The organism is Cohnella sp. GCM10027633 (genome assembly GCF_042675445.1).
Classification (GTDB): domain Bacteria; phylum Bacillota; class Bacilli; order Paenibacillales; family Paenibacillaceae; genus Cohnella.
Genome location: NZ_JBHTGV010000004.1, coordinates 484,732 through 511,588 on the forward strand (window position 1 = coordinate 484,732; position 26,857 = coordinate 511,588).

At 58.8% G+C, this 26,857-nt stretch carries 24 protein-coding genes; 10 read left to right on the plus strand and 14 right to left on the minus strand.

Annotated features, from left to right (window positions below):
• Nucleotides 1-35 precede the first annotated feature (35 nt).
• Nucleotides 36-1,994: a sensor histidine kinase gene (locus ACFQZG_RS13505; RefSeq protein ID WP_378153286.1), complete on the plus strand. Its 1,959-nt coding sequence runs from the start codon at nucleotides 36-38 to the stop codon at nucleotides 1,992-1,994.
• A gap of 30 nt (nucleotides 1,995-2,024) precedes the next feature.
• Nucleotides 2,025-4,010: a sensor histidine kinase gene (locus tag ACFQZG_RS13510; RefSeq protein ID WP_378153288.1), complete on the plus strand. Its 1,986-nt coding sequence runs from the start codon at nucleotides 2,025-2,027 to the stop codon at nucleotides 4,008-4,010.
• Here ACFQZG_RS13510 and ACFQZG_RS13515 read toward each other — a convergent pair.
• Genes ACFQZG_RS13515 through nirB form a run of 3 tightly spaced genes read right to left on the minus strand, consistent with a single transcriptional unit; the run spans nucleotide 4,007 to nucleotide 7,758 of the window.
• The gene (locus tag ACFQZG_RS13515; protein ID WP_378153290.1) at nucleotides 4,007-4,882 is read right to left on the minus strand and encodes a uroporphyrinogen-III synthase; all 876 of its coding nucleotides are present in this window, start codon (nucleotides 4,880-4,882) and stop codon (nucleotides 4,007-4,009) included. The two genes, ACFQZG_RS13510 and ACFQZG_RS13515, sit on opposite strands and share 4 nt — an antisense overlap.
• Nucleotides 4,883-4,903: 21 nt before the next feature.
• Entirely contained in the window at nucleotides 4,904-5,242 is a 339-nt protein-coding gene (nirD, locus tag ACFQZG_RS13520; RefSeq protein WP_378153292.1) for a nitrite reductase small subunit NirD, read from the minus strand.
• A 32-nt stretch (nucleotides 5,243-5,274) separates the two neighbouring features.
• Nucleotides 5,275-7,758, minus strand: coding sequence for a nitrite reductase large subunit NirB (gene nirB, locus ACFQZG_RS13525; protein ID WP_378153294.1), 2,484 nt, complete (start codon nucleotides 7,756-7,758; stop codon nucleotides 5,275-5,277).
• 347 nt (nucleotides 7,759-8,105) lie between these two features.
• Here nirB and ACFQZG_RS13530 point away from each other — a divergent pair, with 347 nt between their 5' ends.
• The 3 genes from ACFQZG_RS13530 to ACFQZG_RS13540 all read left to right on the plus strand — a co-directional run bounded on the left by ACFQZG_RS13530 (nucleotide 8,106) and on the right by ACFQZG_RS13540 (nucleotide 10,874).
• Nucleotides 8,106-8,657, plus strand: a complete 552-nt coding sequence (locus tag ACFQZG_RS13530) for an ANTAR domain-containing response regulator (protein WP_378153296.1) — start codon at nucleotides 8,106-8,108, stop codon at nucleotides 8,655-8,657.
• A 295-nt stretch (nucleotides 8,658-8,952) separates the two neighbouring features.
• On the plus strand, nucleotides 8,953-10,182 hold the full coding sequence (locus tag ACFQZG_RS13535) for a nitrate/nitrite transporter (RefSeq protein WP_378153298.1): 1,230 nt from the start codon (nucleotides 8,953-8,955) through the stop codon (nucleotides 10,180-10,182).
• An 83-nt stretch (nucleotides 10,183-10,265) separates the two neighbouring features.
• The gene (locus tag ACFQZG_RS13540; RefSeq protein WP_378153300.1) at nucleotides 10,266-10,874 is read left to right on the plus strand and encodes a DUF3298 and DUF4163 domain-containing protein; all 609 of its coding nucleotides are present in this window, start codon (nucleotides 10,266-10,268) and stop codon (nucleotides 10,872-10,874) included.
• A 57-nt stretch (nucleotides 10,875-10,931) separates the two neighbouring features.
• On the opposite strand, the gene ACFQZG_RS13545 is transcribed toward ACFQZG_RS13540, so the two are convergent.
• The 5 genes from ACFQZG_RS13545 to ACFQZG_RS13565 form a co-directional block, all read right to left on the minus strand.
• Nucleotides 10,932-11,558 (minus strand): ThuA domain-containing protein, encoded by a 627-nt coding sequence (locus ACFQZG_RS13545; RefSeq protein ID WP_378153302.1) that lies wholly within the window; start codon nucleotides 11,556-11,558, stop codon nucleotides 10,932-10,934.
• Between the two features lie 26 nt (nucleotides 11,559-11,584).
• Entirely contained in the window at nucleotides 11,585-12,289 is a 705-nt protein-coding gene (locus tag ACFQZG_RS13550; RefSeq protein ID WP_378153304.1) for an SDR family NAD(P)-dependent oxidoreductase, read from the minus strand.
• Between the two features lie 17 nt (nucleotides 12,290-12,306).
• On the minus strand, nucleotides 12,307-12,759 hold the full coding sequence (locus ACFQZG_RS13555; protein WP_378153306.1) for a VOC family protein: 453 nt from the start codon (nucleotides 12,757-12,759) through the stop codon (nucleotides 12,307-12,309).
• A gap of 30 nt (nucleotides 12,760-12,789) precedes the next feature.
• Nucleotides 12,790-13,824: a LacI family DNA-binding transcriptional regulator gene (locus ACFQZG_RS13560; protein WP_378153308.1), complete on the minus strand. Its 1,035-nt coding sequence runs from the start codon at nucleotides 13,822-13,824 to the stop codon at nucleotides 12,790-12,792.
• A 115-nt stretch (nucleotides 13,825-13,939) separates the two neighbouring features.
• Nucleotides 13,940-14,593, minus strand: a complete 654-nt coding sequence (locus ACFQZG_RS13565; RefSeq protein ID WP_378153310.1) for a glycosyltransferase — start codon at nucleotides 14,591-14,593, stop codon at nucleotides 13,940-13,942.
• A 160-nt stretch (nucleotides 14,594-14,753) separates the two neighbouring features.
• On the opposite strand from ACFQZG_RS13565, the gene ACFQZG_RS13570 reads away from it, so the two are divergent.
• Entirely contained in the window at nucleotides 14,754-15,635 is an 882-nt protein-coding gene (locus ACFQZG_RS13570; protein WP_378153312.1) for an aldose epimerase family protein, read from the plus strand.
• Between the two features lie 62 nt (nucleotides 15,636-15,697).
• On the opposite strand, the gene ACFQZG_RS13575 is transcribed toward ACFQZG_RS13570, so the two are convergent.
• The 3 genes from ACFQZG_RS13575 to ACFQZG_RS13585 form a co-directional block, all read right to left on the minus strand.
• Entirely contained in the window at nucleotides 15,698-16,465 is a 768-nt protein-coding gene (locus tag ACFQZG_RS13575; protein WP_378153314.1) for a zinc ribbon domain-containing protein, read from the minus strand.
• Nucleotides 16,466-16,567: 102 nt separating this feature from the next.
• Nucleotides 16,568-16,999 (minus strand): hypothetical protein, encoded by a 432-nt coding sequence (locus tag ACFQZG_RS13580; RefSeq protein ID WP_378153316.1) that lies wholly within the window; start codon nucleotides 16,997-16,999, stop codon nucleotides 16,568-16,570.
• Between the two features lie 472 nt (nucleotides 17,000-17,471).
• The gene (locus tag ACFQZG_RS13585; protein WP_378153318.1) at nucleotides 17,472-18,968 is read right to left on the minus strand and encodes a DHA2 family efflux MFS transporter permease subunit; all 1,497 of its coding nucleotides are present in this window, start codon (nucleotides 18,966-18,968) and stop codon (nucleotides 17,472-17,474) included.
• 222 nt (nucleotides 18,969-19,190) lie between these two features.
• On the opposite strand from ACFQZG_RS13585, the gene ACFQZG_RS13590 reads away from it, so the two are divergent.
• Nucleotides 19,191-19,802: a TetR/AcrR family transcriptional regulator gene (locus ACFQZG_RS13590; RefSeq protein WP_378153320.1), complete on the plus strand. Its 612-nt coding sequence runs from the start codon at nucleotides 19,191-19,193 to the stop codon at nucleotides 19,800-19,802.
• 58 nt (nucleotides 19,803-19,860) lie between these two features.
• Here the strand turns inward: ACFQZG_RS13590 and ACFQZG_RS13595 are convergent, their stop codons facing one another.
• Both ACFQZG_RS13595 and ACFQZG_RS13600 read right to left on the minus strand, forming a co-directional pair.
• Nucleotides 19,861-20,523 carry a phosphatase PAP2 family protein gene (locus ACFQZG_RS13595; RefSeq protein ID WP_378153322.1) on the minus strand — a complete coding sequence of 221 codons (663 nt, stop codon included), beginning with the start codon at nucleotides 20,521-20,523 and terminating at the stop codon, nucleotides 19,861-19,863.
• Nucleotides 20,524-20,559: 36 nt separating this feature from the next.
• On the minus strand, nucleotides 20,560-22,350 hold the full coding sequence (locus tag ACFQZG_RS13600) for an LTA synthase family protein (RefSeq protein WP_378153344.1): 1,791 nt from the start codon (nucleotides 22,348-22,350) through the stop codon (nucleotides 20,560-20,562).
• A gap of 229 nt (nucleotides 22,351-22,579) precedes the next feature.
• On the opposite strand from ACFQZG_RS13600, the gene ACFQZG_RS13605 reads away from it, so the two are divergent.
• Entirely contained in the window at nucleotides 22,580-22,876 is a 297-nt protein-coding gene (locus ACFQZG_RS13605) for a hypothetical protein (protein WP_378153324.1), read from the plus strand.
• Here the strand turns inward: ACFQZG_RS13605 and lplT are convergent.
• Nucleotides 22,852-24,060, minus strand: coding sequence for a lysophospholipid transporter LplT (gene lplT, locus ACFQZG_RS13610; protein WP_378153326.1), 1,209 nt, complete (start codon nucleotides 24,058-24,060; stop codon nucleotides 22,852-22,854). The genes ACFQZG_RS13605 and lplT overlap by 25 nt on opposite strands.
• A 331-nt stretch (nucleotides 24,061-24,391) precedes the next feature.
• On the opposite strand from lplT, the gene ACFQZG_RS13615 reads away from it, so the two are divergent.
• Together ACFQZG_RS13615 and ACFQZG_RS13620 are read left to right on the plus strand one after the other, a co-directional pair.
• Nucleotides 24,392-25,087 carry a (2Fe-2S)-binding protein gene (locus ACFQZG_RS13615; RefSeq protein WP_378153328.1) on the plus strand — a complete coding sequence of 232 codons (696 nt, stop codon included), beginning with the start codon at nucleotides 24,392-24,394 and terminating at the stop codon, nucleotides 25,085-25,087.
• 255 nt (nucleotides 25,088-25,342) lie between these two features.
• Entirely contained in the window at nucleotides 25,343-26,584 is a 1,242-nt protein-coding gene (locus ACFQZG_RS13620; RefSeq protein WP_378153330.1) for an S-layer homology domain-containing protein, read from the plus strand.
• Nucleotides 26,585-26,857 lie beyond the last annotated feature (273 nt).

Here is a 26,857-nt window from a genome sequence, read left to right on the forward strand (position 1 = left end):
AGAAGCAACGGACTTGCAGGCGGGAGGAATCGGTTTTGGCTCGTGGCAGCATTCGCAACCATCTGCCTCTATTGCGCGTAATGGCGATATTGATCGGCCTCCTCGTCGTCATCGCGTGGGGGCTGTTCAAGCTCGACAGCTCCTATGAACCGAATCGGCTGCAACCCGCGCAATGGCAATGGGCATCGCCGGGCGCTTTCGAATCCGAGGCTCCTCCGCAGACCGGCTGGATGTCGATTACCGAAGGCTTCGCTCCCTATGATAGCGGACGGGCCTACTGGCTGCGCGTTCCGCTGAACCGTACGGATGACGTGCGCGAGCCCCGTCTCTGGATCATGAACGCCACCTCCCTTGCCGTCTTCGACAAGGGCGGCTTGCTATACGCTTACGACCCCGCGGCGAGCGGCCAACGCGTCAACGCGATCTATCATTGGAATCTCGTCCCGTTGCCATCTCCGCTTCCATCCGAGACGTTCCTTCTGTTCGACGATCAACGCGGCTTCAGCCCGGAGCCGGACATTCAACTGGTAGGCCAAGGCGACTTCCTCGTCCACTTGATCCAGAAGGACATGTATTGTTTCCTGATCGGCGTGCTGTTCCTGTTCAGCTTCTTCTTCTCGCTCGGCTTGTATTCGATCCGCCGCGACCGGCTCCATCTGTATCTCGCCTTGCTCTCGTTATGCGGATCTTACGCCTCCGTCGTACGTAACTACCTGATGCAATGGCTATGGGACCAACCATGGCTCAGCTATATGGAGCTCGGCATTTTCCCGCTCGGCGTGTACGGCTTCATCAGCATCATGATCGTCGTGTTCGGGGACGTGCATACGCGCAAGCTGCGCAAGCTCCGATGGATCGTCCTCGGGCTCGCGATCGCCACGCTCATGGGAGCCGTCCTGCTGCCGATCGCTTGGTTCGAGCTGTTGCTCAGCTATCCGCTGCTGGCGATGTTCCTCTTCGCCGCCGGCATCATTCTGGCTTCCATCTGGTCCGCCTATCAGGATCGCCAAGGCATCGAATCGATCTGGATGCTGGCCGGATTCTTCGTCGTGACTGCCGTCGCCTTGATCCACGTACTTCGCACGTACTTGCCCGCGTTCTTCAACGTCGTCAAGAGCAATGTCCCTCTGCTCGGCAACCTGCCGTTCGACATTCTGTCGATCGGCCTGTTCCTGTTCCTCCTCTGCCTGGTCCGCGTCATCGTCCACCGGTTCGGGCAACTGAACGTGCAATTGAAAACGTGGAACGCTGCGCTGGAGCAGAACGTCGCCAAGCGGACGGCCGAGCTGCGGGAGAGGGAAGTCCAGCTCCAAGACGCGAACGCCCGCCTGGCCGATTCGATGAAAGAGACCGCGGAGGCGTTCGCGTCCACGATGGTGCTGGAAGAGCGGCATCGGCTGACCGGCACGATCCACGACACGATCGGGCACTCGCTCACCGCGACGATCGTCCAGCTCGAAGCCGCCAGGCGCCTGCTAGTCCGCGACCCGCGGCTGGCGGAGAACAAGCTCGACGCCTCTCGCGAGCTCGTCCGGCGCGGACTCGAGCAGATTCGCCAATCCGAGCGGCTGATGGAGGGCGACTCGTCTCATTACGACCTGCACGCCTCGATGCTGGCGCTGATCGGGGAGACGGAGGAAGCGACCGGCGTTACGATCGTCCGCCATATCGATCCGCTGCCCGGCGACTTGACGACGCTGCAGAAGCGCGTCTTGTTCCAAGCGCTGCAAGAAGGGCTGACGAACGGGCTGAAGCATAGCGGCAGCAGCCGGTTCGAATTCTCGCTCCGCGTCGAACGGACCTCCCTGGCATTCTCTCTCGTCGGGGACGGACGAACGTATACCCCCGCGGCGTACGGCTTCGGATTGCGGGCGATGTCGGAGAGAGTGGCGAATCTAGGCGGCACGATGGCGATCGCTCCCGGGCAGCCCGGTTGCGTGCTCACGCTGTCGTTGCCGTATGGAGTCGAGGAAGACCAAGCGCTTGGCCGCTGATCGGCGATCGATAAGGGAGGGGAATCCGCCATGAACACTCGCGACGGACGAGACCATAGAACTTGGACCGCGCACGGGCCGTTGCTCCGAACCGGCGCGATTCTGCTCGCCCTGCTCGCGTGCATCGGCTGGCTGCTGTCCACGGTGCAATCGCGGGCCGACGACGTTACGACGTTGCGCGCGGCCGATTGGCAATGGGCGCCGGCGGCTTCCTACGATGCGAGCTCGCCGCCGGCGAACGGTTGGCAGCCGTATCGGCCTGAGACGGTCGTTCCGGCCACAGCCTATTGGCTGCGGATGCCGCTGCCGACCGCGGAGTTGCAAGACCCGCAACTGAAAGTCTACTACGTCGGCAGCCTGAGAGCGTTCGACGGGGAGAACGAGCTATTCTCCTATGTGCTTACGAAGAAGGTCAATTGGATGAACATCGGCTATCATTGGAAGATGGTACCTCTCCCGTCGCCGATGCCCGCATACGTCGACTTGCTCGTGCGCTACAAAGAACATTTGCCGGTATCGGCCGAGGCGGAGCTCGGCAACAAGTCCGGCCTGATCGCCCAGATGCTCCGGGAGGACTTGGACAACCTGCTGCTCGGCGCGCTGCTCCTGTTCAGCGGGTTCATCTCGCTCGGCCTGTACGCCTCGCAGAGGAACCGGCTCTACATCTACTTCAGCCTGCTCGCCTTCTTCGGCGGTTATGCCGCGTTCGTCCGCAACCATCTGCTTCAGGCGATCATCGACGTTCCCGCGCTCGGTTATTTCCAGGACGTATGCATGCCGATCGCCACGTTCGCCTTCATCGGCGCCATGCAGCAAGTGTTCCCGGACGTCCATCGCCGCGCGATCCGGCTGCTGCTGCTCGTCACGCTAGCCATCGCCTCGATTACCGTCATCGGCGTGTTCTTCAACCCTTGGCTGTACGGCGCCGGCATGTTCGTATTCACGCCGACGTTCCTCGTCGTGTTCGCGGCGTCGTATTGGACGATCTGGGTCGCCTACCGTCGCCGCAAAGACTTGGAATCCGTCTGGATCATGGCGGGCTTCTCCCTGCTCGCCGGCATCGCGTTGCTCCACATGTACCGGTTCGTAGTCTTCTCGTTCATGCCGGACAGCGTCCAGCGGCTCACGTCGGCCGTGCTGCGCTTGCCGAAGGACCTGTTGTTCTGGGGGTTGTTCGCGTTCGTCGTCTGCCTCATTCGCGTCATCATGTATCGCTATACGGGCATGAACCGGCAATTGATCGAGTTCAACCGCTCGCTCGAACACGCCGTGCACGTCCGAACTCAGGAGCTCGAAGAGAGAACCGGCCAGCTCGAGCGGACGCACGAGCGGCTTGCGGCTTCGATGCGCGAGAACGCCGAGGCGCTCGCGGAGACGATGATCATGGAAGAGCGGCATCGTATTACTGGCAGCATCCACGAGACGGTCGGACATACGCTGAGCGATACGATCGTTCGGCTCGCCGACGCCAAGCGGTTGCTGCCGGACGACCGCGAGCAGGCGGAGGAGAAGCTCGCCTCCTCTCAGGACTTGCTGCGAAGGGGACTGGAGGATATCCGTCAATCGGTGCGGCTGCTTCGGGAGGACGCCGGGCATTTCGACTTGCACGGAGCGATCGGCGCTTTGATCCGGGAGACGACGCTGACGGCCGGCTGCGCGATCGACAAGCGACTGGGAATGCTGCCCGAGCAGCTCGGCACGGCGCATAAGAGACTGTTGTTCCAGACCGTTCGGGAAGGAATCGGTTCGGGCTTGAAGCTCGAGCGGCCGGTTCGCTCGTTCGAACTATCGATTTGGCATGAAGAATCGGAGGGAGTCGTGCGTCTGGAATTGTCATATATGAACGCAAATAAGCCGGCGAACGCCTCCGATTGGACAATCGGTCTGCGCTCGCTGGCCGAACAGGCGAATCGATTAAGCGGGGAGCTGCTAGCGGAGGAAGCCGGGGACGAATGCCGCATAAGGTTGTCGGTCCCGATGACGACCCACGCCTCGGCAGCAAGTCGGATCGTCTAGCAGGAAGCTTCCTGCGCGTCAGGAGAGACGGACGCGATGCGACCGAGGTCGCGCGGCAACGTTTCGCCATTCGCCTCCAACCACCGTCCCGCGGCGATGATCGAAGGACCCAGCCGCTCTTCCTCGGGGTAGATGACTCGAACGATTCCTTCCTCGCCCATCGCTTCCGCGGTCACTTTCCCTACCGCGACGCCGAGCACCTTCGTCTCGAACGCCGCGAGCAGCTCGCGCTCCTTGTTCGTCTCGCGGGCGCGATGGAAGACGCAGCGGGCTTGGACGGTGCTCGTGAACACGACGGCGTCCATCGTGCCGAGCAAGCAGCGATCGATCAGCTCGTCGATCGGAGCGACGTCCGGCATGATATGAACGTACGGCAACAGCTCGATGCATTCCGCGCCCGCCGCGCGCAGCCTTCCCGCGATACGCGGCGACGGATCCCCGTACAGCTGCAACGCGACTCGCAGGCCGGCGAGCGGATAATCCGCCAACGCCCGGTAGATGCCGTCCGTCGTGCCGTCGTCCGCCTTGACGGTCGGATCGATGCCGAGCTTGCGCAGCGCGTTCACCGTCTTGTAGCCGCGGGCGGCAATGCGCGTCGCCGTCATGACGGAGAGCAGGGCGTCCCGCAGGCCAAGCTCCTCCGCCTTCATGACGAGCGCCTCCGTTCCGATGCCCGTCGTCAGGATGAGCCAGTCGACGGGGTTCTCCATCAGCTCCCGCAACTGCGCCTCGAGTTGCCCCGCATCCGAATACACCGTTCCTTGCGCGGGATACACCGAAGGCGTACCGCCCAACTTGCCGACGATTCGGCCGAATTCCTCTTCGCATCTCGGCCCCGTTACCGCGATATGTTTACCCGTCAGCTTCCCCATTCGATTACCCCCCCGCGGATCTTAAGATGTCTTCCTGAGCGAGCCCGCTTCCCCTTGCAAGTACACCTTGCCCGTCGCCGCGTCATAGCGAACTTCCAGCTTCTCCACGCATCCCGTATCCGGCGCCTGCACTTGCCCGTCGTTCATGTCGATCTTCCAATCGTGCAGCGGACAGTAGACGTGATGATCGCACACGATGCCTTCGGACAGCTTGCCCGCCTTGTGCGGGCAGCTGTTCTCGATCGCGCGGAACGTACCGTCCGACAGCAGGAACACCGCCCACTCGGTACCGTTCCACTGCACGGTCCGCGCGCGGCGGTCCGTGAAATCGCTCATATGTCCAATCAGAATGTCAGCCATGGTATCCTCTCCTCTGTCTATGTTCGTCCGCGCTATTCGACCGGCGGCTTCTCCGCGAGCGCCTCTTGGACGGCGTTGGCCGCGCCTCCGGAAGCCGCGTCGGACTTCGCGGTCAGCGAATCGAACGCCTTGCGCAGATCGTCGCTCTCGATAATTTGCAGCCACGGATCCTTCATGAGATCAAGCGTCTTCTCGATGCGGCCGACGAGCGCTTGACGTTCTCCCGACTCCGCCAAAGCGACTTTAATGGTCGGCAGTCCGACCCGCTGCAGCCATTCGGACGTACGCTCGCCGAAGTTCGCCGTCTCCCGGTAATATTGCAAGTACGCGCCGGTCCACTCCAGCACTTCCTCTTCCGTCTTCACCTTCGTCAGCAGGTCGGCCGCGCGCACGCGCGTCCCGCCGTTGCCTCCGACGTGGATTTCCCAGCCGCCGTCGATCGCGACGACTCCGAGGTCCTTGATCGTCGCTTCCGCGCAGTTGCGCGGGCAGCCGGATACCGCGAGCTTCACCTTCGCCGGCGTGTTCAACCGCTCGAACTTCTTCTCCATCGCGATGCCCATGCCGATCGCATCCTGCGTGCCGAACCGGCAGAACGTATTGCCGACGCACGTCTTCACCGTGCGCAGCGCCTTGCCGTAGGCGTAACCCGACGGCATGTCGAGATCCTTCCAGACGCTCGGCAAGTCTTCCTTCTTCACGCCGAGCAAGTCGATCCGCTGGCCGCCTGTAATCTTCACGAGAGGAACGTCGTACTTGCCGGCCACGTCCGCGATCCGCTTCAGCTCTTCCGGCGTCGTTACGCCGCCGTATATTCTCGGCACGACCGAGAACGTGCCGTCCTTCTGGATGTTCGCGTGGTTGCGCTCGTTCACGAAGCGGCTCTCGAGCTCGTCGTCATGCTCCTCCGGGAATACCATGCCCAGATAGTAGTTCAGCGCCGGACGGCACTTCGAGCACCCCTCCGGATTATGCCACTCGAGCACGTGCATGACTTCCTTGGACGTCTTCAACTGCATTCTCGTAATCGATTCGACGATTTCGTCGCGGCCGAGCGACGTGCAACCGCATATGCCTTCGTGCACCTTCTGCACGTTGTCCTCGCCGAGCGTGAGCGCGAGAATCTGCTCGACGAGAGGCTTGCAGCCTCCGCAGGAGCCCGACGCCTTCGTGCACGCCTTGATCTCGCCGATGCTGACGCAGCCCTTCTCCTTGATCGCTTCGACGATCGTATCCTTCGCCACGCCGTTGCAGCCGCACACGATCTCGTCGCCGCTCATCGCCTCGACCAGCTCTTTCGTGCCGCCGCCCTTGCCGCCGCCTTCCGCGCCGAACAACGTCTCGCGCTCGCGGCCGGTCATGTCCTCTCCGCTGCGAATGAGGGAGAACAGCTTCGAGCTCTCCGCCGTGTCGCCGAACAGCACGGCGCCGACGACTTTGCCTTCCTGGAACACGACCTTCTTATAGATGCCGCTCAGATCGTCTTGCACACGAAGCGCGCGCGTGCCCGGTTCGTCGGTGAACCGGCCGGCCGAGAACACGTTCACGCCGGACACCTTCAGCTTCGTGGACAGCACGGAGCCCGCGTACCCGGACGTCTCCGATCCGGCGAGATGCTTCGCCAGCACCGCGCCTTGTTCGTACAGAGGCGCCACGAGACCGTAGACGATGCCGCGGTGCTCCGCGCATTCTCCCAAGGAATAGATGCCCGGCACGCTCGTCGCCATTACGTCGTTCACGACGATGCCGCGATTCACCTCGATGCCCGCGTCCTTCGCCAGCTGGACGTTCGGCTTAATGCCGACCGCCATGACGATCAAGTCCGCGTCCTCCTGCGTTCCGTCCTTGAAGCGAAGCCCGGTCACGCGCTTCTTGCCGAGAATCAGGTCCGATTGCTTCTCCAGCAAGAACTTCATCCCTTGGCGCTCAAGCTCCTCTTGCAGCATTTTCGATCCGGTAGGGTCGAGCTGTCGTTCCATTAGATAGTTGAAAATATGAACGACGCTGACTTCCATGTTCAGGTTCAGCAAACCGCGCGCCGCTTCCAATCCTAGCAAGCCGCCGCCGATGACGATCGCCTTCTTGTACTTCTTGCTCGTCTCGATCATCGCGTTGCAATCTTTAATGTCCCGGAAAGCGATGACGCCTTCCTTGTCCGCTCCGGGCAACGGGAGCATGAAAGGCAGCGAGCCCGTCGCCAGCACGAGCTCGTCGTATTCGACCGCCAGCCCTTGGTCCGTATGCACCGTCTTCTTCTCGGCATCGAGCTTCGTCACCGCGTGTCCGACGTGCAGCATAATGTGGTTATCGCGGTACCAGTCCCAATCGTTCAGGACGATATCCTTCATCTCGGCGTCGCCGGCGAGCACCGACGAGAGCATGATGCGGTTATAGTTCGGATGGGGCTCCGCCCCGATAATCGTGATTTCGTATTTGCCGGGATTCAGCTTGAGCAGTTGCTCCACGAAGGCAACGCCCGCCATCCCGTTGCCGACCATGACCAGCTTCCTCTTCATTTACGTCTCTCTCCTCTCTCTTGACCGACGACGTCGGTAAACGCAAAAAGCCTATCCCCATGATTCGATCATAGGGACAGGCTCCGTTGCCATGGTGAGAGACACGCCGTTGTGCCGCTTCACCGGGTATGTTGTGTTCAGTTATAGCCCTAGTATAGTGTCTTATTTTCCAATATGTCAACATATTTCACATCAAAAACAAGAAACATCACATAAACACGCCCATTATATTGGTAGCGTTCACCATAACAATCGGTTATCGACAAGGTTTAGGGGCTTATGTTATATTACATTACATAAAATGCATCGAGGCGAGGTAATCGTTGGGTCATGCGGGAGGAGAAACCATGAGCAAACCGCTATTATGGCTAGAAGAAGGCGTCGATCCCGCCCCGGCCGCCGCGTTGCAGCCTCATTGCCGCGCGCTCGCCCGAACCGAAGCCGACCTGCGCAACGGGCTTCAGCTGGCGTCGGCCGCCATTCTCCACGTCCCTTACGCTAAGCTGAAGGAACGCCAGATGACCGTGGTCGGCATCCGGAAGCTCCCGATCTTGTGGCTGTGCGCGGAGCCGCGCGCGCCCAAGGACCCGGAGTGGGGCTACTCGCTCGACGGCATGCTGTTTCCCCGCATGAACGCCGCGGAGATCGAATGGACGCTCCAGTGGGCCTCTCGCGCTTATAAGGAACGCAAGCGCTGGAACGAGGAGAAGGAGCAGCTGATCCAACGTCTCGAAGAACGGAAATGGATCGATCAAGCCAAAGGGATTCTGTGCGAGATCAAAGGCATCAACGAGTCCGAAGCCTACGACTTCCTGCGCAAGCAGGCGATGAACGAACGCAAGCGCGTCGGCGACGTCGCGGCGTCGATCGTCAAAGTGTACCAGCTCATCCACGGTTGAAAATTTATTATGTTAGTATTGTTGACATTGATCTAACCTCGAACATATAATGACGATATCACCCTCGATCGAGGGGGCGGAGGACGGCGACGATGCCGCAGCCGCCACCCTGGCGCAACACCCAGCAAGCTTCCCTATCGATAATAAATACGGTCTTACGGTACAAGGGCGTACCGTAACCGGGCAACGAAGCCGGATGCAGTCGAGCAATCGACCGCTCCGGCTTTTCTTGTGCATCGTAAAACCGCTTCCAACTCAAAGATAACGCGGCGGCAAACACAAAGGAGAGATTCCCATGGCTGGAAAAGGATTCATGCAAGCCGGGCATAAGCCCTCGTTGATCAGCGCGTTCCTGTATTTCGATGTAAGCTTCATGATCTGGGTGCTGCTCGGCCCGCTCGCCGTCATTATGATGGACGACTTCCATATGACCGCTTCGCAGAAAGCGAACCTCGTCGCGCTTCCGGTACTCGGCGGCTCCGTGCTCCGGCTCGTCATGGGCTTCCTGACCGACCGGATCGGACCGAAGCGCACGAGCCAGCTCGGCATGTTGCTGACGATGATCCCGCTCGTCTACGCCTGGCTGTTCGCTGATTCGTTGCAGAACATGTACGTCGTCGCCCTGATGCTCGGCATCTCCGGCGCGAGCTTCGCGGCCGCGTTGCCGCTCGCCAGCCGATGGTATCCGCCGCAGTATCAAGGTCTCGCCATGGGCATCGCCGGCGCGGGCAACAGCGGCACCGTGTTCGCGACGCTGTTCGCCAACCGGATCGCCACGCACTACGGAGATTGGCACGTCGTGTTCGGACTCGCCTTGATTCCTATCGCGATCGTCTTCGTGTTCTTCACGATCTTCGCCAAGGACAGCCCGAATCAGCCCGCTCCCGCGAAGCTGAAAGATTACGCCAGAATGTTCTCGATCCGCGACACTTGGCTCTTCTGCTTGCTCTATAGCGTCACGTTCGGCGGCTTCGTCGGCATGTCGACCTACTTAACGATCTTCTTCAATACGCAATACGACCTGTCGGCCGTTCGCGCCGCGGACTTCACGACGATCTGCGTCATCGCGGGCAGCTTCTTCCGTCCGGTCGGCGGCTGGCTTGCCGACAAGATCGGCGGCATCCGAATGCTGCTCACGCTGTACGGCGGCGTCGCCGTCATGCTCCTCTGCATCTCCACCTTGCCCGCGCTTCCGGTTATCACGGCGCTGCTGTTCGTCATGATGATGATGCTCGGCATGGGCAACGGCGCGGTGTTCCAGCTCGTCCCTCAACGGTTCCGCAGGGAGATCGGCATCATTACCGGCATCGTCGGAGCGGCGGGCGGACTCGGCGGCTACTTCCTGCCGAAGATTCTCGGCAACATCAAGGAGTCTTCCGGCAGCTACACGACCGGCTTCATCATTCTCAGCGGCGTCGCCCTCTTCTGCATCGTCATGATCCTGATCGTGCAACGCGATTGGAAATCGACGTGGATCGGCCAAGGCGGCCGCGCCCAATCGCCCCAAGCCGAAGCATCGGCGTAACCGCCCGGCGGCCGCTCACCGGACGCCGCCCTCCCGCATAAGCTGAGGTGATATCCGCCTATGCGGCATAAGGAGAGGTTCCGATGAACGGCCAGACGTTAATGCTGCCGATTCAAGTCCGTACGATGCACGATAACAACGTGAAAGTATCGATTCCCTTCATTACCGGAGGCACGACGCCCGAAGCGACGGCCATCATGAACAAAGCGATCGCGGAAACCACGCGGGAGCTGATGAAGGATCAAAGCTATCCGAATCCCGATATTCAAGAGATGAACGGCACGTTCGAGATCAAGACGAACGAACGCGGCGTACTCAGTCTGTCGCTGCTCAACTACGCGTTCACCGGCGGCGCGCACGGCAACACGCTTCAGCGCTCGTTGACGTTCGATGCCGATACGGGCCGCAGCTATACGCTCGGCGAGCTATTCAAGCCGGACAGCGAGTACCAGGCGAGACTGAACAAGATCATCCAAGCGCAGATCAAGGCGCGGAAGCTGCCGCTGCTCGGCGATTATCCCGGCATTACGCCCGACCAGGACTTCTACGTCGCCGACAAGTCGCTCGTCGTCTACTTCCCGTTGTACGCGATCGTGCCTTACGCTTGGGGTTTCCCCTACTTCCCGATCTCGGTGTTCGAGATCCAGGACATGATCGACGAGAACGGACCGCTCGGAGAATTAATGTATTGAATTGGTCCCTAACCGCAAGGGAGCTTCGCCGCATCATCCGGCGAAGCTCCCTTCATTCTATTCGGCCAACCATTGGACGGACCGCTCGAGCAACTTGAGCACCTCCGGATGCAACAACCCTTCCGGACGGTGCGCCGGCGTCAGGCACAGCACGCGGCCGTCGCCGAACGCATGCCGCCAACCGGCGATCGAATCGCCGTCTACCGACGACGAACGCAGGAAGACGTCCGTATTCTCTTCGTCGCAAGAGACGAAGTAATGCTCGTCCAGAATCTCGAACGAGGCGCCGTCCCCCTCGTATGCCACCGGCTGATGCTCGCTCGGATGCGAGAGGAAATAACCTCGCAGCATCTTGACGTATTCGCCATGCGGATCGTACGAAGCAAGACCGGAATGCCAAGCCAGCCAGCCGCCGCCCGCCTCGACGTATCGGACGATGCCCGCAGCGAGCTCCGGCGTCATCCACCTCGCGTTACCGTCCTTCTCCGGCTCGAGCCGGTCCTCCGCGAAGAGCACGACCGCGTCGGGCCGTTCGGCCAGCGCTTCGGCTAGCCTCTCCTTGTCGACGAACCGAACATGCACGCTTCCATCCGCGACTTGCGACTGCAGCGCGACGAGCAGCGACGCCCGGCTGTCCGCTTCGCGATGATAATAGTCGCCTACGATCGCAACGACCTGCTTCATCAGTATGACCTGCTTTCCCTGTTGGATTAGAGAGGCATCTCGCGTCCCGAATGATCGACGAAGACAAGCGCGTCTGCCACCCGCGTCTTTCCTTCGGCGATATCGAGAATGCCGCTAGCGCTCGCTGACGCTTCGAGCGGCGCGCTCTGGCCGCCCATATCCGTCCGGATCCACCCCGGATGGATGGCGAGCACCCGAATGCCTCGCTTATGCAGCGCGGCATTCAGTTGCTTCGAGAACATGTTCACCGTCGCCTTCGACATCGCGTACGGGTAATCCCCGCCGTAAGCGTTCGCGACGCTGCCCGCCTCGGAGGAGATGTTCAGGACGACCGATCCGGCATCGTCCGCAAGCAACGGAGACAGATGCTTCGCGACGATCATCGGTCCGAACACGTTCACGTCGAAGGTCAGCCTGACGAGATGGAGCGGCAACGACTCGATCGCATGTTCTCTTCCCAGCAAGATTCCCGCGTTATTAATGATGCCGTGCAACTTCATGCCCTGACTTGCAAGCTTCGCGGCCAGCTGCGCCGCCTCGTCCTCGTGCGTTACGTTAAGCCGTTCGATTCGCAAGCGGTCGCCGTGCACGGCGGCCAGCTGCAGCAAGCCTTCCGAAGCTTCCGCGACTTCTCGCACGCAAGCGACGACCGCATGCCCGCGTTCGACCGCGAGCTTCGCAAGCTGCAGGCCCAACCCTCTGCCAGCGCCCGTAATCAATAGATTCATCATCGTCGTCGGCCTCCGCGTCAGTCGTTCTCGAGCAGCTCGAGCAATATTTTCAGATCGTTGAACGTATCCAGATACGCGTAGCGGCCGCCCGTATACTCGCCCTTCTGCAGCAGCGGCATCCCTCTCGCTTCCATGACCGCGATCTTCTCTTGCATCCCCTTGATTCCGAAGGCGATATGGTGGACCCCTTCGCCGTTGCGATCCAACGATTCGCGCCACGTGCTCGGTTCATGATCCGGCTCGATCAGCTCCAGCTGCAGAGACCCCATATCGAAGAACGCCAGCTTCGCCCGCGCGGAAGAAGAGCTGCCGCGATATTCCGTCCGAGCGACGTCCACCGTATCGGTCCAGAACCAGTTCGGTTTATCGATGCCGAAAAAATCTGCGTATGCCCGCGACGTCTTCTCGATATCGTGCACGAGCAATCCGATCTGCGTAACGACGTTGTTGCCGAGTACTCCCTTATTCATGTTCGCCTTCTCCTTTATCGCTTCGAATGATTACAGCTTCCTGCATGAGTCGCGCTCGATGAATTGCGTCGTCGCGCTGAGTTTGACCGCCCCGCTAGCCCTCTCTTCGATATGGTCGACGAGAGACGCCGTCAACTGCTCCAGCACCCCGGCGAAGCCGACTCTGAGCGTCGTCAGCGCCGGTTGGTGCCTCGCGCTGAGCGCATGGTCGTCGAAGCCGATGACGGAGACGTCCCGGGGCACCTCGATCCCTCGCTCCTTCAACGCCCGGATCGCCCCGAACGCGACGCTGTCGTTCGCCATCACGATTGCCGTCGGAAGCGACTTCCCTTCCGCCAAGAATGCGCGAATCGCTTCGTAGCCGCCCTCCTCGTGGAATCCGGCCGGCAGAATCCAATCCTCGCGCACTTCCAAGCCGTGCTCGCGCATCGCCGCCCGGAACCCGGCCAACTTGTCGGGACCGGAGAACCTCTTGGGATCGCCGCTCACGTGCCCGATCTCACGATGGTTCAATCGCACGAGATGGGCTACGGCGAGCTTCATGCCCGCCTCGTTGTTCAAATCCGCGATCAGCCGGTTCGGCTCCTCGAGGAACGGTTGGTCCATGGCGGCGATCCAATAGCCTTCGGCGACGAGTTCCTCGACGAACGGCTCGTCGCTCGCCGCTCCGAAGAACAGTCCGCCGTCGATGCGCCGCTGCCGGAACATCTCGTGAACGCGGCGAATGCCTTCCTGGTCGCCTCCGCCGCGAATAATGTGGGTCAGCACGAAATACCCCCGCGAAGAAGCGCTTTCAATTACGCTCGCAAGCAACATGTTAGAGATGATATCGCCCGATACGTGACCCGTCTCGATCATGAACAAGCCGATCGTCCGCGTTCTCTTGCCGGCGAGCACTTGCGCCGACGCGTTCGGCACGTACCGATGCTTGCGAACGACTTCCATCACCTTGTCCCGCGTCTCCGGAGGGACGTTCGAATAATTGTTGATGACCCGGCTGACGGTGCTGCGAGACACTCCCGCGATCCGGGCGATTTCCGTAGCGTTGATTCCGGTCTTATTCATCGCCTTGAGCCCTCCATGAACACGCGTTTATAACTGCCTCTATCGTAACCGATAACAGGGGAGCGGTCAAACGAAAAGACGGCCTCCCCTAAGGAAGACCGCCCTGCGCGCCGTACTAGAATTTATTCGGGAATTGCTTGATGATCCCGATCGCCAGCATATCCGCGAGCTTCATCAGATGATCCTGGCCCTTGTCGTAAGCCGCGATGTCCGCGTCCCAGTTCTTCGTCAGCCTAGCGCCGGCTTGATCGGCCAGGAGCTTCAGATGCTGTTCCCACATGATCTTCATCTCTTGGTACTGCCAGTTCGGATTGATGCCGCTCAGGAACTTGGCGATATCGTCCGCGTTCCTGTACCACTCCTTGTTGAGCTTGTCGGCTTCGGCTTGATTGCCCGACTTGAGCGCTTCCAACAGCTTGCCCGCGATCTGGATATGCTCCGTGAGCAGAGCGGCCAGCTTGTTGCCGGCTTCTTCGCCGTAATAAGGTTTGAACGCGTTGCCGATGTCCTGCTGGTTCCGAAGCAGTCTCGCCAACACCTTGTCCTTATCCTCCAGACCGGCGACGGCGCTCACGATATACCGATGCGTCCAGTCTCCATGCTCGTACCATAGCTTCTGCATCTCGCATTTCAGGTTCGCCATCGGCAGCGTCAAGCCCGGCTTCGACTTCGCCGGGCGCCACTCTCCTTGCGCCTGGGCAGCGAGCGGCAGGGCGAAGAGCGCGATGCACATCGTCAGCAGCACCGCTCTTAACAACTTGCTTGTCATTTCCGATACCCCTTCCGTAATCCGCATTGTTTGGAATGTCCCGTCATAGGTTGGACAGTTGCGCGTCTTTCATGCATCGGAACCAATCCGCTATCCCGTTCGGGAACGACAATTGCTATAATGGTAGTCATGACCACGGACAAGACCAGGAGGCGCAACCATGAGCGATCAACCGCAATACGCCGTCAGCACGTTCTTCGACGGCTACGAGCTATACGAATTAACCGAACCGGCGACGCATTCCCGAGTGCTCGTCTGCCCCGAGCGCGGCGCGATCGTCACGCAATGCCGGCTTCGTGGCCAAGAGTTGTTCTACTTGGACCGGGACACGTTCCTGAATCCGAAGGCGAACATCCGCGGAGGCAATCCGGTGTTGTTCCCGATCTGCGGACAACTGGTCGGCGGACGCTACGAATGGAACGGCCGGACGTACGCGATGAACAACCACGGCGTCGCCCGAACGAGCGCGTGGCAAGTCGTCGGGTCGGGCACGGACGACGGCGCCTACGTCACCCTATCGCTTAGCAGCAACGAGAATACGATCGCCGCTTACCCGTTCGCGTTCGAGCTGCGGTTCACGTACCGGTTGAAGGACGGACGACTGTCGGTCGAACAATCCTATGCGAACTTATCGGACGAGCCGATGCCGATGGTCGCCGGCTTCCATCCGTACTTCGCGACGCGGAGCAAGAATCTTGCGTACGAGACCGACGCGACGAAGCTGCTCGACTACAACGACAAGACGGAGAAGCCGTTCGACGGCACGTTCGATCTGAACGGTCTGGTCGAATCGGTCGCGCTGCTCGACGCCCGCAAACCTGAGATCGCCTTCCCGTTGAACGATGAAGGCGGCACGGTGCGCCTGACGTACAGCGAAGCGTTCCGCTACGCGGTGCTCTGGTCGGTCGAGGGCAAGCCGTTCGTCTGCGTTGAGCCGTGGACCGCGTTGAACGAAGCGCTTAACGATAAGGAAGGCTTGATGCTCGTTCACCCCGGACAAGCGCTGGAGCTTCGGCTCGCCTTCGATTACGAAGTCCGATAAACGAACGAAACCCTCGGCTCTTGGCGTTATTCGCCTTAACCGAGGGTTTGTTCGTTGGCTGATTATATATTCTCGTCAATGTACCACTTGCCGTCGATATTGACGAGGTCGAACCTGGAGTTGTCGCCCTGTTCCTCGCCGTTAATCTCGTAAGTCACCTTGTACTCGACCGTAGCCGTATCCTCGTTGATCTCCGCTTCGCCGATCTCGTATTCTACGACGTCCGTTTCCTTCGCGAACATCTCGAACTGAATAATCATATCCGCGCGCTCCTGCGCTTCTTCCGGAAGCGAATCCGGAGAGAAAAGCTCGATCACGGCTTCGCCGTCGCCTTCGTCCACTGCCTCGATGAAGCTCTCGACCGTCTTCTCCGGCGTCGATTGGGCGCCTTCCCGATTCGCATAGCCGTAGTACAACAATCCCCCGACGATAATGATGATCCCGGCGGCGACAAGCCCGAGTGATTGCTTGGAGATTCCGCGCCGTTGATCGGGTTGATAGAAGGGTTGTTGCTCGGGCTGCTGCGCATCCGTCGTTTGCGCGTAAGGCTCCAGTTGGCCGGGGAGTTGAGTTTGCTCCGGAAGTTCAGGTTGCCCGGGTAATTGAGGTTGACCGGGGAGTCTAAGTTCTCCGGGTATCTCCGGTTGTCCCGGGAGCTGCGGTTGTCCCGGGAGCTGCGGTTGTCCGAACGGCGGCGATTGCACGAACGGTTGCGCCGGCATCCCGAATGGCGCCTGAACCTCCTGCGATGGTCTCGCGACGGCCGTTCCGCAGTTCATGCAGTAATTAGCGTTCGATGGCAGCTGCGTGCCGCAGTGTGAACAGTACATCGTAGAGGTCCCTCCGAGATTCTCGTATTTTCCCCTCTACTATACACATTATCGCGAGATACAGATAGCCTACGATTTTGTAAAGAATCGATTAACGTCTTCTTAGTAGACCGACGCCCTCTTCTCCGCGTTATAAGAGGAAGCCGCGTATCGAAGCAGCGCGAAGCCGGCGATGAAGTAGATTCCGGCGCGTGCGTACTCCGCCAGTCCGAGCGATTGGAACGGGAACAGCGCGACGAACGCGTACATCCACATTGCATAGGGGAGCAACCTGACGTCCCGGGAGACTAGCGTCAGCCAGAAGCCGACGAAGAATCCGTAATAAGCGATCAAGTACAGCGGAAAATCGTAGAAGATGTCGTGAAGCGTACCGAAGCTCGAGACCGAAACGACCTCGTACAGAAACTCGTTTAAGAAGAGCACGAGTACTCCCCAGAATAACAGGTGAAGACGAATCGGCATCAACGCTCGCGCGAAAGGCACCAGCAAGATCCACGCTCGCAATTCTCGGACGACGACCGCAAATTGTCGCATGTTAACGCCTCCTTTATAGGTAATCTATGTATACAGCGAATCCGAGCTCGGCATGACGGTCCGAACAAGCCCGGATTAGACAAATGTCGCAAGCTTGTACGTTTGACAATTTGTTGACATTTACATCAAAGAACGGTATAATCTATTTTTGTAGAAGTAGTAACCCTCTGGTTTTCCTCTTTGGGCAATATTCCTCCGTTTTCCCAAACCCACATTCCTTATTTGACGGCTGCTGGAAGGAAACACGAATTCTCACTGGCGCGGCCTAGGAGCCGCAAAGACGATGGAGAGGTAGGGCTATCGTTGTGTTCGTGCAAGTGAATTCAGGAAGAATCGCGCGGTTGCGCTTCAATATTCAAGACCCCCGCCAGCAATCTGTCGGGGGTCGTCCAATTTCTATAGGCATACATACGCCAAAAACCCCTCCGGCCCAAAGACAAAAGACCGAAGGGGTTTATTCTTTGCAATCAGATTAGCCTACCATCGCGTGCAGATCGGCGGACTTCTTCTCCGCGCCTTCCGCGATCTTAGGCTTCGACAGCAAGAGACCGAGGATGCCGCCGGCGACCGCGACGAAGATCAGGATGAAGAACGTATGGCCGAACGCTTCCGCGAAATACGTCTTCATATCTCCGTTCGGGTTGCCTTTGACGAGACCGCTCAGCTTCGTCGCGTAGATCGTCGTCAGGACGGCGACGGCGAACGACATCATGACTTGCTGCGTCGCGTTCGTAAGCGATGTAACGCGGCCGACCAAGTTCGCCGGAGCGGACTGGATCAGGTGCGTGTTGAGCGGCATCATGAACAAGCCCATGCCGGCGCCGAGCATCGCGAGCGGAATCATGACCGTAACGATGCCGTCTCCCGCGGAGATGTTCGAGAGCAGGAACGCGGACACCGTCGTGAGCAGCATGCCCACGATGACGAGCGGACGCGCCCCGATGCGGTCGGACAGCTTGCCGCCGATCGGCATGAAGATTCCGGACGCGAGCGCTTGCGGAAGCATGATCAGGCCGGTCTCGAGCGGGGAATAAGCGAGCGCCCGTTGCAAGTAGAGCGGCACGAGGAACATCGTGCCGAACATCGCGATCTGCGATACCCATTGCACGACGATGCCCTTGGAGAAGCTGCCGGATCCGAATACGCGAAGCTCGAGGAGCGGATTGCTCTTCCGGAGCTCGACGATGACGAACAGAATGAGCGCCACGACGCCGATGGCGATGCCGACGATGACGTCCGTGTTGCCCCACTTGGACTCTCCTGTGATCTCGTCGATGCCGCCCTTGGAGACGCCGAACACGAGCGCGGCGAACGCGAGAGGCCCGAGAATCATGCCCAGCAGGTCGAGAGCGGCGACCGCTTGACGCTGAATGTTAGGCAGCGTGCGAATGCCGAGGAAGATGCCGACGACGCCGATCGGCAGGTTGACGAGGAAGATCCATTGCCAACTCGCGTACTCGACGAACGCGCCGGCGATAACCGGACCGAGCGCCGGGGCGAGAAGAATCGGGATGCCCATCATGCCCATGACGACGCCGACTTTGCTCGGAGGCGCTAAGCGATAGATGAACGCCATGGCGATCGGAATAACGACGCCGCCGCCGAGACCTTGGATAATGCGGTAAGTAATGAGCATCTCGATGTTGTTCGCGAGGGCGCACAATAAGGAGCCGATCGTGAACATGCCGATCGAGATCAAGAACACGCGCTTCGCCCCGAACCGGTCGGACAGCCAGCCCGCGAGCGGGATGACCGCGGCTTGAGCGAGCGCATAGCCGATGACGGTCCATTGGACGAGGGAGTAGTCCTTCTGCTTGAACTCGACGATGAACTTCTCCAGCGCGACGTTAACCGCCGTGCCGTCCAGAATAACCATGAAGATGCCGAAAATGATGGCCACGAGCGGGCCGATAATGCTGCGCATCGAGAGTTCGCCCTCGGCTGCGGCAGGTGTTGACTGTGAAGACATAGTGAACCTCCTATCCATAATTAGAACGGCCGTGACGCTGCCTCTCTAGTCCGTACGTTGACCGTAGAGGGGATCAACGATAAAATATAGACATGCGGACGCTATCGCGGCAATCCCCTAGCAATAACGGACAATTGTCCGTTTAAACTCGATGTTACCGTACGTCTGTTCGTCTGTCAATACGAACAGCAAGATATATTTAGCGAGAAAGAGGTGGCGGAAATGACAGTCCGGCGAGAAAGAAGAGACGCCGTCGAACATCGTAGATTAATCTTGCAAACCGCCCAAAGCTTGTTCGACGAACACGGCGTGCAGAGCGTAAGCATGCACCAAATCGCGAAAACGGCGGGCATCGGCCAAGCGACCTTGTACCGCCGTTATGCCCACAAAGGCGACCTATGCAACGAGCTGTTGACCGATTACAGCAATCGGCTGCTGGAGAAGATCTCCGCGTTCCTACAGGCGAACGCGCGCCTCGCCCCCGCCGACCGGCTCGGCGGCATTATCGGCCTGTGGATCGAAGCGCTTGAAGAGAAAGCCGAGATGATCGCGACGATGGAAGCAAGGGTGAATTGCGATCCTCGGGGAAATTTCTTCCATACGGAAATGTATATTACGTTGCGGGACCAAATATCCGGCTTGCTTGGCGAGATGCTCGGCAAGCGTACGCCGGGCGGAACGATCGATACGACGTTAACGTCCCATGCGCTCATCTGCTCGATGGCGCCTCCGGGCTACTTCCATCTCAAGCAGGAGATGGGCTACACCGTCGAGCAAATCAAGCAAGGCTATATTCAAATGTGCCATCTGGCCGTTCAGGCGGCCGAATCCTAACAAAGAAACAGCCCGTCTCGATGGAGATTCGTCTCCGCGACGACGGGCTGTCTTCGTATCATGCTCCGAAGGTGCTTCTCTGGCGCTCTCTCGTTGCTCTGAGCGAACGCTCGAGCATCACGATGAGAGGGATGACGAGCTCGACGAGCAGAATGCCGGCGAACGCGTCCATAATGACGTGTTGCTTCACGAACATAGTGGACATAATAATGATGGACGACATGCCCGTGATGAGGATCATGTTCCACTTGTTGCGGAACGAGCTCGTCCATAGGATACGCATGACCATGTAGCTGGAGAAGCAGTGAATGCTCGGGAAGCAGTTGAACGGCTGATCTCTGTTGTAGATGTAGCGCATCAGCTCGGAGAACGGGTCGTTGCCCGTCACGACGGGACGCGGGACCGTCGTCTGGAATACCGAGTAGATCATGTAGCAGGCAAGCGCGCAGACGATGTACGTCAGCAAACCGCGATAGTACGCGCTAGGATCTTTGAAGAAGAAATAGACGAGACAGACGTAAATATAGAAGATCCATATCGAGTACGGCAGCGCGAAGTACTTCACGAACGGAATCGCCGCGTCGATGGACGTCGCCAGCTGCGACACTTCCTGATTCGCGTTAGGACCGTTCGTCCAAGCGTACATCATGCCGAGGAACGGGAATACGAGCATCGACAAGAGCGGCATGTATTTCTTCCAATCGATCGATTGCAAATTCATTGCCTGACCCCCTTGATTGTATAAGTTCTCTCTCTATTAATCGTGATTCGGCAGATGCCCGACGTAACTATCCGACAACCGCAGCAGCTCCAACGCGCGATTGAACTCGTCCTCGGTCGTCTCCGCCCCCGTCGGCGGTGCGCCGTCGAAAGGATACGCCGTGCCGTCCTTGTAGTCATGTCCCGGCACGAAGATGCCCTTGTCGTTCACGAACGATCCGGTCGGCAGGTAATAACGTTGCGGCAGCAAGTTGCTCGTCGCGTTAAGCAGGTCTTGCCCGAAATGAATGTGATCCTTGAGCGATATGCCGAGCAAATTCGCGACCGTCGGGAACACGTCGACTTGCCCGCCCGTCTGCGGCAATACCTTCGGCTCGGTAACGCCAGGCGCGACGATGAACAGCGGGATATTGAGCATCTCCGGGAAGCCGTATTCCCGGCCGTACATCTCTTCCATCAGCTTCTTCTCGTGATGGTCGAGCGTATAGAGCGGCAAGCCGAGATGGTCGCCGTAGATCAGAATAACGGAATCGTCCCATAAGCCGTTGCTCTTCAGCTTGTCGATGAATTGTCCCAGCGCGTAATCGGTGTAATTCTGAGCCTGGATATAGTCTCCGACGAGCGTATCCTGATAGCGTTCCGGCAATTCGAACCGGACTTTGCGCTCCGGAATGTCGAACGGATGATGGGAAGACATGGAGATCAGCTGCGCGTAGAACGGCTTCCCGTTCTCGCTCATCTTCTTGAGCTCGTCCGCCGTCTTGTCGTACAGAACTTCGTCTGACGAGCCGAAGAAGACGAGATCGTCGTCGCCGAAAAACTTCGTGTCGTAATACCGATCGAAACCCAACGCTTCGTACAACTCTTCGCGGTTCCAGAATTGCACGTCGTTCGTATGGAACGTCGCGGTCTGATACCCGTTGTCCTTCAACACCTTCGGCATGCTCGGCAACGCAACGTCGCCATAGTCTTGCGAAGCCGCTCCGTGCTGCGGAATATAGAAAGACGTGTTCACGACGAACTCGGCGTCCGACGTATTGCCTTGGCCCACCTGCTGATAGAAGTGCGGGAAGTAGAAGTTGTCCTTCGCCAGCTTGTTCATGACCGGCGTTACCTCATGACCGTCGATCTTCTTGTCGAGCAGGAAGTTCTGGAACGCCTCGAGTTGTATGATGATGACGTTCTTGCCCTTCGCCTTCCCGAAGTAAGCCGGTTGGGCCGGCACCTCGACCTTCTTCAGCGCCGCGATCGCCGCCGGGGTCACGTTGCTCGGGTCTTCCAGATGATCTCCCGTACTCGCGATGATCGCATAAGCTTCGTAATTGAGAATGCCCATGTTCTCCGCTTGGTTCAGCTCGTTGATGCTGTCGCGATGCGTCCAGACGTTGGCTGCGCAGATCGCGAGCGAGACGCCGAACAGAACCGACACGATCGTCTTCGATTCCCGCACGGCGAGCGACTTGCCCCACGCGCGGAACTTGCGGCTGAACAGCAATAGCAGGAACGCCGCGACATCGGTGTAGATAAATAGGAAGTAAGGGTGCAAGAGAGAGAACACGCTCCCCTTCACTTCCGTCACTTGGCCGACTTGCTGGAGCGCATGGTACGTGACGATGACGCCGAAATACTTGAAATACATAATAACGGCAAAGTATATGCTCGTAATCAATAAATTAACCGCGAGATAGACGCCGAATTTGCGCTTGGGCGCGAACCATTCGATCAGCGCGAACAACACCCACACGGACGGAACCCCCGTAAGAAGCGGCAACCAGAGCGGACTATCGCCGAAGACGACGATTTTGGCCAAATAAATTTTCAACAGCATGAAGATCGAGAAAAATACGAACGGCTTGGCCAACCAATACCGCCATCCGCCGACTCGCGATTGAAGCACCGTGCAACACCTCCGTATAACCTCAATCATTATATCGAAACGTCATCCCGCACGAAAGTAAATCTCGCAGGAAAGTCCCCTAAAGGTTGGCTAAAGAAAACGGCGTCGCGTATAATGCAAGCATAAAGACAGACGCAACATGACGAAAGGAGCAACGAACATGGCAATACGCTACTCTCGGGACTACGACCGCATTCTTGACGACCTGGCGGGCGCGCTCGTGACGGTTCCGCAATTCTACGAAGCGTTCGAGATGGAGGAGAGCGACTGGAACGAACTCTCCAAGGACGAACGCGACGTATGCGTCCGCACGCTCGCCGATGATTTATTCTACGTGCTCGGAGCGGACCCGTCCACCGACGTAGGTCTAGGCAAAGCCGAATACGACGCCGGTCACGGCATTATCAAGGTGACGGCGAACGCGGGGCTCGTTCACGTCGTTTCCCTTCGGGAATAACCGGCGCGGACCGCGCCCACCTGCGTCGCAAGCGCGAGCAGGAACAGCATGAGCACGCAGCCGATGCCGATGACGGACTTGTTGACCGGGACTTCCATCTCGGTCAACGTCAAATATAAGCCTAAACCGATAACGGTCAGCGCGTTCTCCACGAAATTCTGCACGGCTATCGTCCGGCCCGAACCGATGGCGGTCTTGCCTTCTTCCTGCAGCATCGTATTGAGCGGAATAAGGAATATGCCTCCCATCACGCCCGTAATGAAGAGCAGCGTAACGGTCAACCATAACTGATGCGTGAAGCTGGCCGCCATGACCGCGACGACCATGACGATGCCGTAATAGAACGCCCGGTACAGCCTGCCTTCGGGCACGAGCCTCGGGATCAGCACGGCGCTTACGACAACGCCTACGGCGGTAACGCCGATAATCATCGATTGTTGGTCCGTATCGGTAATGCCGAGGTTAACGGGAAGCCATGCGATCAGCGCGATGCGCAGAACCGCAGCCGTCACCCAGAAGGCGCTGGTGCCGAGCAGAGAGAAGCGTCCGCGAGGACTGCGGAACAGCCGGGTCAGATCTTGGAAAAATTGGCCGGCCGATTTCCCGTATTCGATGTTCGGATTGCCTGCCTTGGCGGGGATGAGCAGCGTCATCGCGAGCGACAGCAGATAGATGAACAAGCACGTCAGAATCGCCGGCAAGTCGGAGCTTGCGGCGAGCAATCCTCCCGCGACCGTCCCGGTCAAGATCGCGAAGATCGTCGACCCTTCTACCCACGCGTTCGCGCGCAGCAATTCCCCTTCGTTCTTCGTCAACTCCGACAGAATGCCGTATTTGCCCGGAGAGTACACGACCGCTCCCACGCCTACGAAGAAGTAGCATAGCACCGGCGGCACGCCGATCAGCAACAAACCTATTCCGGTCGCCTTCAACGCGTTGCCGAGCAGCAGCACCCGCGACTTGGCCGTCTTGTCCGCGAAAGCGCCGACGAGCGGCGCCAGCAACACGTACGCGCATAAGATCGCGATCTGGATGTAGGTGACGACCCCGTCGGGGTTGTCCGCTCCTTGCCGCTTCACCATCCCGACGATGAGGAAGAAGTTCAGATTGTCCGAGAACGCGCTCAGAAACTGGGTGAGCACGACCATATTCAATGGCGATATTCGATTTCGAAGCCCTTTCAACAAAACCCCGCCTTCTTTCCTCACTCCGTATGATCCATTTAACCCGCTCGACTCGTCCGCACTCATTATACTCCTTCAATGAGACTTCGTCCCTATTGTTGTACTTTTTTACGCAACCTTTATGTGACGCTTATGTGTCGTCCGCGCATTGACATCCAAGCGATCGCAGGCTATTGTTAAAGGATAAACGTGATAATGATTCTCATTATTGGGACGGACGTGATCGGAAATGGACTTTTCCCTGTTTAATAAATATTTCCACATCTCCACCGAGGGCAGTGCGGCCCCCGTATATTCGAAGCCGTTGTCCGAGCTAACGGATCGCGAAGACATGAAAGACTTCTTGGTGCGCGCCGGAGCGCTCGTCCAGGCGATCGGACTCGAGCTAGCCGTATCGTACGCCGGGCTCGCGCTATACGGACTCGCGGCGGTGAAGCAACTGATCATGTCTCAATACGACCGCGTGCTCGACGTCTCGCCTTCGAACGTGACGATCCAATTGGAGACCCACGACGATCACGCGCACATCTGCTTCAAGATTCACGAGCTTCGCTGGACGGACCTCCCGACGGACGCTTGCGCAAGGCGCGCCGCCGTCGCCGCGGAGTGGGAGCGTTACTTCAATGATGAATTCAACCCCGTCTTGGAGCAAGTCTCCGCCGCGGGCGGCCTGAAGCCGGATCTCATCTGGAACCAGTATGGCTCCCGGGTGCTTTACGTGATGGAATACGTACGCGGCATCATGCCGCAAGGTCCGATGCTTAAACAGATCGAGGACGATTACTTGCTGCTGGCCAGCCTGCCGCCGGAGACGTTCAACCGGAAGCGCGGCAATCCGTTCTCCCATACGCCCAGCTACATCGACAATCCCTACAAGCCCGGCAGCCCGCTGATGATTCGCTCCGGCTGCTGCATGTGGTATCGCCGCGAAGCAGGCGAGAAGTGCTATAGCTGCCCGATCCTGAAAGGTCCCGAACGGGAACGGATGAAGGCGGAGATCGAAGCGAAGGTGGCTCAAGAAGCCTAGCAAGTCTAGTATTTCCCGAATGCCACGAAGTAGAACCTCGAATCCCGTTCCGACGGGGTCGAGGTTTTTTTATTCTATTGCCCGTACCGACCGAGAACCCGCGCCGCGCTTGCATTCCGTGCCTCTAGCCCCATCGGCATGTCGGACTTAAGGCTACGGGTACTATAGGCGTATCGCCCGTTTCCAATAATATCCGAATGTGATTAGCTAAGGAATAGCGAGTTGAAATCGACAGTTATCGGGAGGCAACATCACATGCGTCGGCGGACGGCAGCAGTCATCATTACGGCATTATTGTGCGCGGGGATCAGCCCTACGGGGGCATTCGCGCGAGAGGCATGGCTTCCCGTCTTCACGGACGTGAAGGGACATTGGGCGGAGAAGACGATTGGAACGATGGTCGAGAGGGGCATATTGGACGGGTATCCGAACGGAACGTTCAAGCCGAACGAACCGGTGAAGGTCGACCAATTCATCAAGATGCTCATCCTCTCTTATTCGGACAAGCACTTGAACGGCGAGCGCAGTTGGAGCAATAGCTTCCTCCAGTCGCTTAGCGCCGAGAACCAGACGATATTGAAGCAGGATTATCGCTACTTCGACTTCAAGCCGATGACGGTCGGGTATTGGGCGAAGCCGTACATCGACGTCTCCAGCGATCTTCATCTGCTGAACAAAAGCCGATATACCGACTTCCAGACCGACATGACGCGGGAGAACGTGGCGGAGATCATCTACTATACGCTGCAGGAGACGGAGTTCCTCGAAGATTCGGCGTATAGCCAGCAGATGGCGGAGACGTACGGGGACTTGCGGAGCGCGACGGAGCGCGAGCAGAAGTTCATTGCGGAAGCGCTGGCCAAAGGCATCATGCAAGGCTACCCGAACGGCTACTTCGGCGTCGGCGACACGGTCACGCGGGCGCAGGCGCTGGAGGTGCTGAACCGGCTGACGGACAAGGCGAAGCGGGTCAAGGTCGCAGCGCCGAACGGAAGCCTGCAACTGTCCGTGCCGACGGCTTACGGCGGCTCGAAGACGGTGATCTTCCCGGACCAGCGCATGCGGGACGCCTACGACGTGCTGAAGCAGGCCGGACAGCTTCGCGGGACGAACCAGGATCTGCTCGACACGAAGCTACGCTTGTTCAAGGATAAGGCGGAGATGGACGCCGTCGTAGGCCAGCAGGCGGGCGTGACGAAGCTGACGGAAGAGACGACACTATGGCTCGATCCGCAATACGACACGTACGGCATTACGATCCGTCTGCGCGACGGCACGCTGGCTCGGAACCGGGAGGCGATCGAGCTGTTCTCGAACTTCCTGTTCGGTTACGATTCTTCCGCGTTCCGCGACCTGCTGACGAACACGACCGCGAAGGTCGTCTCCGGCTCGCCGGTCGGCGCAACGCAGCAGTTGATCGGCGGCGACTCGGTCGAGGTCATCGTCGATTCGGCGGCGAAGACGGTTATTTTCTCGATTTCGAAGAAGAAGGCGTAGCGGGCGGGGTTAGGATGCGGGGCACGATTCACGCGGACGGCCGCGGGGCGGTTGAGGGGCAGTTGCGGCGGTCAGTTGGCGGTTTAGCGTTATGTGGTAACGTTAAACGTTTGCACGGCGGCCAGGTGGCGATTTAGCGTTGTGTGTGGACCTCTGTCAAGAAAGTGGACACTCGCTAACGCATTTCAGCTAATGTTTTTGTAGTACATCTCCTCGAATCGATCAGGAGATACGTAACCCAAAGAACCATGAATTCTCTTGCGATTGTAAAAG

Excerpts from the sequence above, each read along its gene's own strand:
- ACFQZG_RS13550 (WP_378153304.1), bottom strand. The coding sequence starts at position 12,289 with ATGATGAATCTATTGATTACGGGCGCTGGCAGAGGGTTGGGCCTGCAG.
- ACFQZG_RS13565 (WP_378153310.1), bottom strand. The coding sequence starts at position 14,593 with ATGACAAGCAAGTTGTTAAGAGCGGTGCTGCTGACGATGTGCATCGCG.
- ACFQZG_RS13570 (WP_378153312.1), top strand. The coding sequence starts at position 14,754 with ATGAGCGATCAACCGCAATACGCCGTCAGCACGTTCTTCGACGGCTAC.
- ACFQZG_RS13585 (WP_378153318.1), bottom strand. The coding sequence starts at position 18,968 with ATGTCTTCACAGTCAACACCTGCCGCAGCCGAGGGCGAACTCTCGATG.
- ACFQZG_RS13600 (WP_378153344.1), bottom strand. The coding sequence starts at position 22,350 with ATGCTGTTGAAAATTTATTTGGCCAAAATCGTCGTCTTCGGCGATAGT.
- ACFQZG_RS13510 (WP_378153288.1), top strand. The coding sequence starts at position 2,025 with ATGAACACTCGCGACGGACGAGACCATAGAACTTGGACCGCGCACGGG.
- ACFQZG_RS13595 (WP_378153322.1), bottom strand. The coding sequence starts at position 20,523 with ATGAATTTGCAATCGATCGATTGGAAGAAATACATGCCGCTCTTGTCG.
- ACFQZG_RS13615 (WP_378153328.1), top strand. The coding sequence starts at position 24,392 with ATGAAAGACTTCTTGGTGCGCGCCGGAGCGCTCGTCCAGGCGATCGGA.
- ACFQZG_RS13530 (WP_378153296.1), top strand. The coding sequence starts at position 8,106 with ATGAGCAAACCGCTATTATGGCTAGAAGAAGGCGTCGATCCCGCCCCG.
- ACFQZG_RS13555 (WP_378153306.1), bottom strand. The coding sequence starts at position 12,759 with ATGAATAAGGGAGTACTCGGCAACAACGTCGTTACGCAGATCGGATTG.
- ACFQZG_RS13580 (WP_378153316.1), bottom strand. The coding sequence starts at position 16,999 with ATGCGACAATTTGCGGTCGTCGTCCGAGAATTGCGAGCGTGGATCTTG.
- ACFQZG_RS13545 (WP_378153302.1), bottom strand. The coding sequence starts at position 11,558 with ATGAAGCAGGTCGTTGCGATCGTAGGCGACTATTATCATCGCGAAGCG.
- ACFQZG_RS13535 (WP_378153298.1), top strand. The coding sequence starts at position 8,953 with ATGGCTGGAAAAGGATTCATGCAAGCCGGGCATAAGCCCTCGTTGATC.
- nirD (WP_378153292.1), bottom strand. The coding sequence starts at position 5,242 with ATGGCTGACATTCTGATTGGACATATGAGCGATTTCACGGACCGCCGC.
- ACFQZG_RS13515 (WP_378153290.1), bottom strand. The coding sequence starts at position 4,882 with ATGGGGAAGCTGACGGGTAAACATATCGCGGTAACGGGGCCGAGATGC.
- ACFQZG_RS13605 (WP_378153324.1), top strand. The coding sequence starts at position 22,580 with ATGGCAATACGCTACTCTCGGGACTACGACCGCATTCTTGACGACCTG.
- nirB (WP_378153294.1), bottom strand. The coding sequence starts at position 7,758 with ATGAAGAGGAAGCTGGTCATGGTCGGCAACGGGATGGCGGGCGTTGCC.
- ACFQZG_RS13560 (WP_378153308.1), bottom strand. The coding sequence starts at position 13,824 with ATGAATAAGACCGGAATCAACGCTACGGAAATCGCCCGGATCGCGGGA.
- ACFQZG_RS13620 (WP_378153330.1), top strand. The coding sequence starts at position 25,343 with ATGCGTCGGCGGACGGCAGCAGTCATCATTACGGCATTATTGTGCGCG.
- ACFQZG_RS13540 (WP_378153300.1), top strand. The coding sequence starts at position 10,266 with ATGAACGGCCAGACGTTAATGCTGCCGATTCAAGTCCGTACGATGCAC.
- ACFQZG_RS13590 (WP_378153320.1), top strand. The coding sequence starts at position 19,191 with ATGACAGTCCGGCGAGAAAGAAGAGACGCCGTCGAACATCGTAGATTA.
- ACFQZG_RS13575 (WP_378153314.1), bottom strand. The coding sequence starts at position 16,465 with ATGTACTGTTCACACTGCGGCACGCAGCTGCCATCGAACGCTAATTAC.